The organism is Rhodococcus sp. JCM 9793 (assembly GCF_055380405.1).
Window position 1 is genome coordinate 418,075 of sequence record NZ_AP043721.1, and the last position, 12,632, is coordinate 430,706.

Annotated in this window: 8 protein-coding genes; 4 read left to right on the forward strand and 4 right to left on the reverse strand. The window is 65.2% G+C overall.

The genetic code is table 11. The annotated features are described in order from the left end of the window. Window positions 1-106: 106 nt before the first annotated feature. The 4 genes from ACZ46K_RS04055 to ACZ46K_RS04070 all read right to left on the reverse strand — a co-directional run bounded on the left by ACZ46K_RS04055 (window position 107) and on the right by ACZ46K_RS04070 (window position 7,949). The gene (locus ACZ46K_RS04055) at window positions 107-901 is read right to left on the reverse strand and encodes a YncE family protein (protein WP_464746802.1); all 795 of its coding nucleotides are present in this window, start codon (window positions 899-901) and stop codon (window positions 107-109) included. 124 nt (window positions 902-1,025) lie between these two features. Next, window positions 1,026-2,477, reverse strand: a complete 1,452-nt coding sequence (locus ACZ46K_RS04060) for a glutamate synthase subunit beta (protein WP_464746804.1) — start codon at window positions 2,475-2,477, stop codon at window positions 1,026-1,028. Next, window positions 2,470-7,065 carry a glutamate synthase large subunit gene (gene gltB, locus ACZ46K_RS04065; protein ID WP_464746806.1) on the reverse strand — a complete coding sequence of 1,532 codons (4,596 nt, stop codon included), beginning with the start codon at window positions 7,063-7,065 and terminating at the stop codon, window positions 2,470-2,472. Before gltB ends, ACZ46K_RS04060 begins: the two co-directional genes overlap by 8 nt. A gap of 302 nt (window positions 7,066-7,367) precedes the next feature. Further along, on the reverse strand, window positions 7,368-7,949 hold the full coding sequence (locus ACZ46K_RS04070; protein WP_054805248.1) for a TetR/AcrR family transcriptional regulator: 582 nt from the start codon (window positions 7,947-7,949) through the stop codon (window positions 7,368-7,370). A 67-nt stretch (window positions 7,950-8,016) separates the two neighbouring features. Between ACZ46K_RS04070 and ACZ46K_RS04075 the strand changes: the two genes are divergently transcribed. From ACZ46K_RS04075 to ACZ46K_RS04090, 4 genes are all read left to right on the forward strand, one after another. Next, complete coding sequence (locus tag ACZ46K_RS04075; RefSeq protein WP_464746808.1) at window positions 8,017-9,048, forward strand: FAD-dependent oxidoreductase; 1,032 nt, start codon at window positions 8,017-8,019, stop codon at window positions 9,046-9,048. Between the two features lie 76 nt (window positions 9,049-9,124). Next, window positions 9,125-9,460 carry a hypothetical protein gene (locus ACZ46K_RS04080; RefSeq protein WP_054805247.1) on the forward strand — a complete coding sequence of 112 codons (336 nt, stop codon included), beginning with the start codon at window positions 9,125-9,127 and terminating at the stop codon, window positions 9,458-9,460. Continuing rightward, window positions 9,461-11,824: a TPR repeat domain-containing protein gene (locus tag ACZ46K_RS04085; RefSeq protein ID WP_464746810.1), complete on the forward strand. Its 2,364-nt coding sequence runs from the start codon at window positions 9,461-9,463 to the stop codon at window positions 11,822-11,824. A gap of 20 nt (window positions 11,825-11,844) precedes the next feature. Then, window positions 11,845-12,627 (forward strand): hypothetical protein, encoded by a 783-nt coding sequence (locus ACZ46K_RS04090; RefSeq protein WP_464746812.1) that lies wholly within the window; start codon window positions 11,845-11,847, stop codon window positions 12,625-12,627. The last annotated feature ends 5 nt before the right edge of the window (window positions 12,628-12,632 follow it).

The following is a 12,632-nucleotide window of genomic DNA, read 5'->3' on the forward strand; positions in this document are numbered from 1 at the left end:
CGCCCATCGTTCGTCACATCACGCCGCGCCCAAGTCTCCATAACGAATATGACACATCCGTGAACGCGGCGTGATATCAGTCGATATTTTCGCGGGGCAAGTGACGCTATCCGCGCACGACGGTGACGGCGCCGCCCCCGATGTTGGTGACGAACACATTGCTGGTGCCGTGGTCGAGGGAGGTGACCGGATCGGGTTTCTCGACGACCCGCGAGACCGGCCCTCCCGCTCGATCCACCACGGTCACTGCCGGACCGAACAAGTTGGTGACGTAGACGTTGCCGGTGATCGGGTCGGTGACGACCATGCCGGGCGGAGCCGGAATCTCGTCCGGCAGCGGACCCGTCGCGTGATCCCAATCGACCACGTCGACCGAGCCCGTTCCGATGTTGGTGACGAACACCCCGTCGCTACCGGCGTCGAGCGTCAACTGTGGCAGCGCATCAGGTGTGTTCGCGGCGGGCTGTCGGCCCGAAGCAGCCTGGGGTCGTGGGGCAGCCGAGTTGCGATCGACCGTCACTGCGCCCGTTCCGAGGTTCGTGACCGCGATATTGCCGAGGCCACCATCGACACGCATCTCGAGCGGAGCATCCGCCACGTAGTTGCGGCCCGGTTCGCGTCCCTCCGGGTGAGTGACATGCACAGCGCCCGGCCCGACGTTGGTGATGCAGGAATTGCCGCTGCCGCCGTCGACACCCAGCAGTTGCAGACCGTCGAAGCCGAAAATCGGTGCCACCGGGGCGGCCCCGTCCACCGAGACCGTGCCCCCACCGTTACGGACGCACTCGCTCAGGGGGTCGGCCGCCGCCGTCGGTGCCGCCAGCACGGCCATCGCGGTAGCGCCGGCGCCGACCGCGACCACCGTCAGTGCCCGTGTCGTGACACTCCGTGATGCACTCATGCGCAGAACGATAACTGCTCAGGCACCGGGGCGACGCCGGAACACACCGGGCCGCCCACCGGCGTCCGGTGGGCGGCCCAGTACGGGTACGTCAGCGCTGTTCTACATCAACGCTGGTTCTGCATCAGCGCTGCGGCACGGTCCGCGTGGTGATCGGGACGGGAAGCGCCGTTGCTCCCTCGAGGTACTGATCGACCGCGGCCGCGCACGAGCGGCCTTCCGCGATGGCCCACACGATCAGAGACTGACCGCGACCCATGTCGCCGGCAACGAATACACCGTCGACGTTGGTGTTCCACTCCGACGAGCGGGCGACGTTGCCGCGCTGGTCGAAGTCCACACCCAGATCGGTGAGCAGTCCGGGCTTCTCGGCACCGGTGAAGCCCATCGCGAGCAGCACGAGGTCCGCCTCGAGCTCGAAGTCGCTACCCTCGACCTTCTCGAACTTGCCGTCCACCATCTGCACTTCGTGTGCCTTCAGCGCGGTGACCTTGCCGTCCTTGCCGACGAACTGCTCGGTGTTGACCGAGAAGACTCGCTCGCCGCCTTCCTCGTGCGCGGACGACACCCGGTACATGAGCGGGTAGGTCGGCCACGGGGTCGAGTCGGCGCGCTGCTCCGGCGGGCGCGGCATGATCTCGAACTGGTGAATACTTTCGGCGCCCTGCCGGTGCGACGTTCCCAGGCAGTCGGCACCGGTGTCGCCGCCACCGATGATGACGACCTTCTTTCCCGTCGCCGTGATCGTGGGTGCAGGCAGATCGCCGAGCTGGACGCGGTTGGCGATGGGCAGGAACTCCATCGCCTGGTGGATACCGTCGAGTTCGCGTCCCGGGATGGGCAGGTCGCGTGCAACAGTGGCACCGCCGGCGAGGACGACCGCGTCGAACTGCTCACGCAGCTGGTCGGCGGTGATGTCGACGCCCACGTTCACGCCGGTGCGGAAGACGGTGCCTTCGGCCTCCATCTGCGCGAGACGCCGGTCGATGAAGCGCTTCTCCATCTTGAATTCGGGGATGCCGTAGCGGAGCAGACCGCCGATGCGGTCGGCACGCTCGAACACCGTGACGTTGTGACCGGCACGGGTGAGCTGCTGAGCTGCAGCAAGTCCGGCCGGGCCCGAGCCCACGACCGCGACTTTGCGTCCGGTGAGCTTCGACGGCGGGATCGGGGTGACCTTGCCCTCGTCGAACGCCTTCTCGACGAGCTCGACCTCGACCTGCTTGATGGTGACGGGGTCCTGGTTGATGCCCAGCACGCACGACGCCTCACACGGAGCGGGGCACAACCGGCCCGTGAACTCCGGGAAGTTGTTCGTGGCGTGGAGCCGTTCGATGCCGTCGTCCCACTTGCCCTTGTAGGCAAGATCGTTCCACTCGGGAATCAAGTTCCCGAGGGGGCAACCGTTGTGGCAGAAGGGAATACCGCAGTCCATGCAGCGGCTCGCCTGGACCTGGAGGGTCTCGAGCGGGAACGGCTCGTAGACCTCCTTCCAATCGAGCAGTCGCAGCGGAACCGGACGACGTACCGGTGTCTCGCGAGAACCGTGCTTCAGGAAGCCGTTCGGATCAGCCACGAGCCGCCTCCATGATCGCTTCGTCCACGTTCCCACCACGAATGGTGGCGTCCTTGATAGCCATGAGAACCTTCTTGTAATCGCGAGGCATCACCTTCGCGAAGTGCCCGACCTGCTGTGACCAGTCGGCCAGGATGCGGGCTGCGACCTCGGAGCCCGTTTCGTCACGATGTCGTTCGACGGCACCCTTGAGCCAGACGAAGTCCTCGCCTTCGAGGTCTTCGAGATCGACCAGCTCGGTGTTCAGGTTGTCTTCGAATTCCTTGTCCGGGTTGTACACGAACGCGACACCACCCGACATTCCTGCGCCGAAGTTGCGTCCGGTCCTGCCCAGGATCACGACTTTGCCACCGGTCATGTACTCGCAGCCGTGGTCGCCGACGCCTTCGACGACGGCCGTGGCTCCGGAGTTACGCACAGCGAAGCGTTCACCGGCGACACCGCGGATGAGTGCTTCACCACCGGTCGCGCCGAACAGGATCACGTTGCCGGCAATGATGTTGTCCTCGGCGACGAATCCGGCCGCCACCTTCTCCGGCGGGCGCACCACGATACGGCCACCCGACAGGCCCTTGCCTACGAAGTCGTTGGCATCGCCGAGTAGTTTCAGCGTGATGCCCTGAGGGACGTACGCGCCGAAGCTGTTACCCGCCGAGCCGGTCAGGGTGATGTCGATCGTGTTGTCCGGCAGACCCTCCGCGCCGTAACGCTTGGTGAGCTCGTGTCCGAGCATCGTGCCCACCGTGCGGTTGACGTTGGTGATGGTCGTGGCAATCGATACCGGGGTACCCGACTCCAGAGCGGCCTGCGCCTTGACGATCAGCTCGTTGTCGAGCGCCTTGTCGAGCGCGTGGTACTGCTCCTTGGTGCAATGCATGTCCTGCTCGGTGAAGATCGGCGATGTCACCTTCTCGAGCAGCGGCGACAGATCGAGCTTCGATGCGCGATAGTGGTCGACGGCCTTCACGGTGTCGAGGAAGTCGACCTGACCGATGGCCTCGGCGAGGCTGCGGAATCCGAGCTCGGCAAGATACTCGCGCACCTCCTCGGCGATGTACAGCATGAAGTTCTCGACGAACTCCGGCTTACCCGTGAACCGCTTGCGCAGCACCGGGTTCTGCGTCGCCACACCCACCGGGCATGTGTCGAGATGGCACACGCGCATCATGATGCAGCCCGAGACGACGAGCGGTGCGGTCGCGAACCCGAACTCTTCGCCACCGAGCAGCGCCGCGACCATCACGTCGCGACCCGTCTTCATCTGGCCGTCGACCTGCACGACGATGCGGTCGCGCAGACCGTTGAGCATGAGGGTCTGCTGAGTCTCGGCGAGGCCGATCTCCCACGGTGCACCGGCGTGCTTGAGCGACGTCAGCGGCGAGGCACCCGTGCCACCGTCGTGGCCCGAGATGAGCACGACGTCGGCGTGCGCCTTCGAGACACCGGCTGCGACCGTGCCCACACCGAGCTCGGAGACGAGCTTGACGTGGATGCGAGCCTGCGGGTTCGCGTTCTTCAGGTCGTGGATCAGCTGCGCGAGATCTTCGATGGAGTAGATGTCGTGGTGCGGCGGAGGTGAGATGAGGCCGACGCCCGGCGTCGAGCCACGCACCTCGGCGACCCACGGATACACCTTGTGCGGCGGCAGCTGGCCACCCTCACCGGGCTTGGCACCCTGCGCCATCTTGATCTGGATGTCGGTGCAGTTCGTCAGATAGTGCGACGACACACCGAAACGTCCGGACGCGACCTGCTTGATCGCCGAGCGACGGAAGTCGCCGTTCTCGTCGGGAGTGAAGCGCGACGGATGCTCGCCGCCCTCACCGGAGTTGGAGCGTCCACCGAGCCGGTTCATGGCGATCGCGAGGGTTTCGTGTGCCTCGGCCGAGATCGAGCCGTAACTCATCGCGCCCGTGGAGAACCGCTTCACGATCTCGGCGGCCGGCTCGACCTCTTCGATCGGAATCGACGGACGCAGCCCCGTCTTGAACTCGAAGAGTCCACGCAGCGACGCGAGCTGCTCCGACTGATCGTCGACCAGTTTCGTGTACTCCTTGAAGATCTTGTACTGGCCTGTGCGAGTGGCGTGCTGGAGCTTGAACACCGTGTCCGGATTGAACAGGTGGTACTCGCCTTCACGGCGCCACTGGTACTCGCCGCCCACCTCGAGCTCTCGGTGCGCATGCTCGGACGGGCGATCGAGGAACGCCATCCGGTGCCGCGCAGCGACATCCGCCGCGATCTCCTCGAGGCCGACGCCGCCGAGCTGACTCTGCAGTCCGGTGAAGTACTCGTCGACGAGCTCCTGCGACAGGCCGATGACCTGGAACAGCTGCGCGCCGGTGTAGGACGCGAGTGTGGAGATGCCCATCTTGGACATCACCTTGAGCACGCCCTTCGACGCGCCCTTGATGTAGTTGGCGATGGCCTTGTCGAGGGTGATGCCCTCGGGCAGGTCGCCGTTCTGCAACAGCTCGTCGATGCTCTCGAACGCCATGTAGGGATTCACCACGGCCGCACCGAAACCGCACAGGGCGGCAATGTGGTGCACCTCGCGAGCGTCACCGGCCTCGACGAGCAGGCCCACCTGGGTGCGGGTCTTCTCGCGCACGAGGTGGTGGTGCACGGCTGAGGTCAACAGCAGCGACGGGATGGGCGCAAGCTTCGCGTCGGACTCGCGGTCGGACAGCACGATCAGGCGGGCGCCCTTGTCGATCGCCTGCGACACCTGTTCGCGGATGCTCTCGAGCGCGGTGTGCAGACCCCGCGCACCTTCCGCGACCGGGTAGAGACCGCGCACGATGACGCTGTTGAATCCCGGGTACTGCTTCTTGTCGTTGACGTGGATGAGTTTCTGCAGGTCGTCGTTGTCGATGACCGGCGCCGACAGCAGGATCTGGCGGCACGACTCCGCGGTCGGCCGCAGCACGTCGCCCTCGGGGCCGAGCATGCCACCGAGGCTCGTGACGATCTCCTCGCGGATGGCGTCGAGCGGCGGGTTGGTGACCTGGGCGAAGAGCTGCGAGAAGAAGTCGAACAACATCCTCGGACGCGACGAGAGCACTGCGATGGGAGTGTCGGTCCCCATCGAGCCGAGCGCCTCACCACCGGTCGCTGCCATCGGCTTGATCAGCAGATCCACTTCTTCGCGTGTGTATCCGAACACCTGCTGGCGCAGCACGACGCGCTCGTGCGACATGTACGTGTAGCGGGACGGCGGGAGGTCCTCGAGACGAGACACACCCTTCTCGACCCATTCCTCGTACGGATGCTCGGCAGCGAGCTCCGACTTGATCTCCTCGTCCTCGACGATCCGCCCCTTTGCGGTGTCGACGAGGAACATACGACCCGGCTGGAGGCGTCGCTTGCTGATGATCTTCTCGGCCGGGATGTCGAGCACGCCGACCTCGGAGGCCATGACGACTAGACCGTCGTCGGTGACCCACGCGCGCGACGGGCGCAGGCCGTTGCGGTCGAGTACGGCACCGATGACCGTGCCATCGGTGAAGCACACCGATGCCGGTCCGTCCCACGGCTCCATGAGTGCCGAGTGGTACTCGTAGAACGCACGACGGGCGGGATCCATCGCCTCGTTCCGCTCCCACGCCTCGGGGATCATCATGAGCACCGCGTGCGGCAGGCTGCGGCCACCGAGGTGCAGTAGCTCGAGCACCTCGTCGAAACGAGCGGTATCGGATGCGTCCGGGGTGACGACAGGGAAGATCTTCTCGAGCTTGCCGCGACCACCGAAGACGTCGGTGTCGATGAGTGCCTCGCGGGCACGCATCCAGTTCGAGTTCCCGATGACGGTGTTGATCTCACCGTTGTGCGCGACACGGCGGAACGGGTGCGCGAGCGGCCACGACGGGAACGTGTTGGTGGAGAAGCGCGAGTGCACGAGGCCCAGCGCCGACTCGACGCGCTCGTCCTGCAGATCGCAGAAGAAGCCCTTGAGCTGCGGCGTCGTGAGCATGCCCTTGTAGACGAACGTCGACGCCGACAGGCTCGGGAAGTACACGGTCTCGCTGCCGGGGCCGTCCTGGCCGGAGCCGCTGTTGCCGAGTTCGTGCTCGGTGCGCTTGCGCACCACGTACGCACGTCGCTCGAGGTCCAGGCCGGTGAGGGCCCGCGCGCCCGACGCGATGAAGATCTGGCGGAACGTCGGCATGGCGTCCTTGGCCATCGAGCCGAGATCGGAGGTGTCGATCGGCACCTCGCGCCAGCCGAGGACCTCGAGGCCCTCTTCTTCGACGATCCGATCCACCGCTTCCTGCGCCGCGTCGGCTGCATCCGTGCCCTGGGGCAGGAACGCCATGCCGGTGGCGTAGGCGCCGGCGGCGGGCAGGTCGAAGTCCACGACCGCGCGGAAGTACGCGTCGGGGACCTGGATGAGAATTCCGGCGCCGTCGCCGGTGTTCTGTTCTGCGCCCGCAGCACCGCGGTGTTCGAGATTGACCAGCGCGGTGATCGCCTTCTCGACGATGTCGCGGCTGCGTCGACCGTGCATGTCCACGACGAACGCGACGCCACAGGAGTCGTGCTCGTTTGCCGGGTGGTAGAGCCCTCGAGGCCCGGGAAGATGAGTCATACCTAGCCTTCGTTGCGGTGATGGCAACTGACGACCAGCAACACTGATGGCCATCTACTGCTGTAGATGGGTACCGACCCGGGTGCGCCGATACCTTGTCCTCGTCAGTATCCGCCCATCCGCGACGGTGCGGGTGCCTTTTTCGGCAGCGCGGGATCGAACCTGACGATCGGTGGGACATCGTGGGCCCACCGCCTCGCAACAAACGATATGCCAGGCCACCGGGGGTTACGCAAGCAAGGCTGCCCTACTTTGCACGTGAACAGCGGAAATATGCCGGTAACAGGCCCGTAGCGGGGGCGTCACTGCGCGTGCTGCGGACGCAGCACGGCGTCGAGGATGCGGCGAATCCCCTCCCTCGGATCCGGATCGCTTCCGGACGTCAGCCGATGCAGGATCACCCCGTCGAGATAATCGACGAGAAGCCGCGCACCGGCGTCGGATTCACCCGGGCCATCTGCTCCGAGATCTGCCAGCATCGCCGCGCCCCACGCCCTCAGCTCGCCGCGTCTGATCTCCACCGCAGTGCGAAGTTCCGGAACGGACATGGCCTCGACGAACATCGCGAAGCGCGCCCGGGTCCGCACCGTGTCACTGTCGGTCGCGAACAGCACGTATCCGCACAGCAGATCTTCGAGCTCACGTTCGTCGCGCGGTGCTGCCGATGCGGCGCCGGCAAGAGCCGCCACGTCGACCCGGTCGCGTTCGAGAAGGCGATCGAGAACTCCTTCGACCAACGCCTGACGCGTGCGGAAGTAATTCGACGTCGACCCCGCCGGAACGTCGGCGATCGAGTCGACGCGCCGGTGCGTGAGTGCGCGCAGGCCTTCTGTCCCGAGCAGTTCGATCGCGGCGTCGAGCACTGTGGTGCGTTTGTCGGTCACCTCACGATCCTACGACCGACACTACGAATGTAGTGACACCGCACTACATCAGTAGTATCTTGCAGGCATGGCCACCGGATACGCAGGGAAAGCCGCGGTGCTCGGCGGAGGAATCGGCGGGCTCACCACCGCGAACGCCCTCGCCACCCGCGGCTGGCACGTCGACGTCTTCGAACGGGCCGCAGCACCGCCCACCACCGGCACCGCACTGGGACTGTGGCCCGAAGCCGTCGAGGCGCTCGAACTCGCCGGCCTGGGCGGACAGGCGCAGCGCCTCGGTGTGCTGCAGGAATCCGGCGCACTCATGAGGTGGGACGGGAAAGTGCTCGGACGCTTCAGCGACATCCGGGCGCCGGCGATCCTGCTGTCACGTCCTGTTCTGCTCGAGCTCCTCGTCGGAGCCCTTCCCTCCGATACCCTCCGGTTCGGGACCGCCGCTCCCGAACTCACCGACCTCACGGGCTACGACGTCGTGATCGGCGCCGACGGCATAGGCAGCGCGGTCCGAGACCAGATCTTCGGACCTTCGTATCGCCCCGTGCACTCCGGCTACGCAGCCTGGCGCGGCTGGGTGCCCGGAGCCACCACCGCGATGAGCGAGACATGGGGCCCGGGCGCACTCTTCGGCATCACCCCGCGCGACGGCGACCTGACCAACTGGTTCGCAGCCGTCCGCACGCCCGCGGGTGGAGCAGGCACGGTCCACGAGCTCCGCGCACGCTTCGGCGACTGGCACCGCAGCGTGCGCGACGTCCTCGACCGGCTCGACCCCGCCGAAGTCCTGCACCACGATCTGTACGAGTCGCCGGCTCTGCCGTCGTACGTGCGCGGAACCACAGCACTGATCGGCGACGCAGCGCACGCGATGACTCCCAACCTCGGTCGAGGCGCGTGCGAAGCGATGGTGGACGGTGTCACACTCGCGACGTTGCTGACCGAGCATCCGGTCATCGAGGCTCTCGGCCGCTACGACCGGGCACGACGTCGTCGCACACAGCGCCTGGTTCGGACGTCGCGGACGGTCGCGCGGGTGGCGACGGCGACCCGGCTCACCGGCGTGCGCAACGCCGTGGTGGGGACCGCCGTCAGATTCGCCTGACGTCCGAGGGAACCGATCGGACCTCTGCTGCGTCCAATCCTGATGGGACTGTTTCAAGATCAGGAGCTGGTTGCGGATGACGTGGTTGCAAGTGGACATCGACGCGCTGAGAGCCCTGGCGTCGGCATTGACGTCGGAGGCCGAACTCATCGGCGAGCTGGAGCCCGGAGCTCCGCTCGCTGCGGCGGCCACAACGATGACGTCGTCAGCGGTCGGTGGCGCTCTCACGCGCGCCGAAGCTCCACTGCACACCGCCTACCACGCCATGTCCATCTGCTTGCACCGCATGGCCGAAGCAACATCCGCCGGCGCGAGGAACTACGAGACCGCAGAGGACGAATTCAGGCGGCAGGTCGAGGCAGTGGGAAGCAGCTTCGAGCGCACAGGAGTCTCTGAAAGCACAGTGTCGTAGATGTCGACGCTCTCGCAGATCCGAACACTCGACCTCGCGGCGCTGGCATCCACAGCCGACAGCGTCGAAGCCTCCAACATCACATTCGGCAGAGCAACCGACCAGGTCGACCGCCATGTCGACCGCGCGTTCAGCACATGGCAGGGCGAGGCTGCCGCGGCCGCAGCGGCGCGCGCGTGGAGCGATCGAGTCGTCGGCCGTGGAATCGCCAACGCAGTCGCCGAACAGGTCGAGGCACTTCGTGCCGCAGCGGCCGCACTGGTTCCCGCGCGGGACACCGTCGTCCTCATCGCCGACAACGCGCTCGGTGCCGGGTTCACCGTCCATGACGACGGCAGCGTCGCCCCACCCCGATGCGACACGGGAGACTCCCGCGCCGATGTCGTCGCGCAGGCATGCCTCGACGACGAAGCCGCCACATTCGAAGTGCAGTTGAAGTCCGCGCTGAGTACCTTCGACGAACTGGACAGCGGCGCAGCCGACACGATCGACCAGATCTCCATCCGACTGTCGACATTCGGAGGAGACTTCCGGACCCAAGGCGTCTGGACGCTGAGCGGACCAGGCGGTGACGAGGACGCCGAACTCATCATGTCGGGCCGCGCCCGCGACTCCGACCTCGAACGCATCGGACGAGCCCTGTCCGCCGACAGCGGCGCCGGTATCGAATACCTCGACGCCTTCTACAACGGGCTCGGGCAGGACGAGTTGACGGAACTGTTCACGACATTCAAGGAATGGGAGGCCGACGGCGATCCGACTGCTGCAGGTTGGGCGGACGCGGTGGGTAACGGTCTACTCACGTTGTCGAACCCCGACTACGGCGGCAGCTGGGAACAGGTGCCACAGGACATCCGCGACACCATCCAGTACGGATACGAACCCGGGCCTCGTGAACCCGGTTCGGGAAACCGATTCGACCGTCTCGATGCGCTCGGTGCGGTGCTCGGCGAAGCGAATCCCGAGTATCGGCCCGGCACCGAGATGGGAATCGAGCTGAACCGCGTCGCGGGATACATGGCGGGCATACCCACCTATGCCGATCCACACTTGGTCCCCACCCCGGATCCGTCGTACTACGACGAGACCGCGCGCACATTCCTCGACATCGGCACGCGCAATCCCGATGCCTCGCACCACCTGTTGACGGGTACCGATGTCGACGGCACTCCTTCGGACTTCGACCGCGACGAAGTGCTCGTGCCCCTGCTCACCCGCGAGTGGGAGGACGACGGAGCAACCCTGGCCGGTCTCACCGAGTGGATCGCTGCCGACGCAGTCCCTGCCGACCCGACCGATCCCGACGACATCGAGCGGGCAGAACGAGCCGGACAGGCAGCGTACGGTCTGGCCGAAGTATTGTCATCACCCGAATCGGCTTGGGATGGAGGCAACAACTTCGACCGTTTCCTCCACATGCCCGAACCTGGCGGGAGCCTCTCCGACCGGACCCTCGGAGAGATCAACCCTCGTGCAGTCCAGTCGTTTTCGGAAGCACTCGCACCGTATGCATCCGACATGGCCGGAGCTGACGAGCATGCCACACCCACTCACGGCTTCGGCGACCTCGGCCCTGTCCCGGCAACCCGCGTGTTCACTCTCCTCGACACCGACCCCGCAGCCGGGGCACTCATCAACGGCGCAGCGCTCGCGCAGGCCACCGACTTCGATCGTCGATTCGCGCTGGATCAACTGGGCGGCGAGGGGAAATACACCTACGGAACGTATTCGGGCCGGTTGCAGAGTCTCGTCGAGGTCGGTTTGAGCAGTGCGTACGAGAACGAGAGGATGACCGAACAGGCCGCGATCGACTCGCGGAACCAATACCGTTCCGATGCTTTCGCGGTCGCGCAGACTCTTGTCACCGGCACGGTCACAGCACTTCCCGGCGGTATGGTCACCGGGCCGATCGTCTACTCGGCCGGAGTTCTTGTGGACTCCGAAATCATCGATGCCGAAGGGCAATACGTGGGTCGACCGTCGGGAATAGACGGCTTGGACACGTCGATGTATCTGACGGAATCAAGTGCACAGAACACGATACGGTACAACATGTTGCGAGGACTCAGCGACTCTGAGCATTTGGAGGCTTCGACACTCCCGATCGATTGGATTGAAAATGGAACACTCAACGAACGCAATAGTATTTCGGACACCGAACTGACCAGAGAAGCAACCTGGATCCTGGCTGACGCTGGAATTCCTCGAGACGTGCAAGGCACCTATCTCATCACGGCCGCTGCTGGTAGCCAAGATCTGCGCAACATCATCTATGCCGACCAAAGGGATGGTGAATCCGGTTTCCGCGAGGTACTCCTCGGCGACGTGGTCGCCTCTGGAGGTGGACGATGGGACTACTCATAGTGAATGAACTCTCGGTACAGATGATTCGTTCTGCCGCTGCAGCGTTGAGCATTCTTGTGCTCGCTTCCTGCTCGCACAATGTCCCGGAGGGGACGACCACCAGAACGCCCGAGTCTTCGGAGTACCAACCCCCCGCGCAGGTCCGCAACGCCACGTATGCATGGTCCGCTGAAAACGGTATCGATTTGCTCGACGAACGTGGCCAACTCGTCCGCGCCGCACACGAGTCCATGATCATCGCGCACTACGGAGGCATGGACGCGACCTACCCTGGATTTGCGGAGGTACTCGATCCTGAGTTCGCTTCCCAAATCAACACACGCTGGGACAGATCACTCGCTGGCACGATGCAATCGCACATCCTCCAGATCACCGAGACCGACATCGGATTCAAAGCCACTGTATGTAGCCAGCCTTCTCACTTCGCGATACGGGAAGCCGACGGAACGTACCGCATCACCAACGGGTCCGGACGAGAGGAATACATCCAGTTCGACCACATCGTCTACACCCGCTACAACCCAAGACTCGACCCCGAGGACTTCTGGCCGACCGTACACAACACCGGACCATTTCCGGAGCCACCAGGCCTCCCCGCATCCGAACACCAATGGTCCGCCCCAACCGAAGACCTCTTCACCGGTACCGGCTGGACCATCACCTTCGGCGCCGACCTCGGCGAGACCATGCACCGCTGCGAAGACTGGGGACGCAGCATCGAACCCGACGTCCCTGCCGAAGGCTCCGAAACCATCCTCTCCCCCACCCCACCCAAGACCCTGCCGGCCTACCCCGGCTGGTGAGCCGA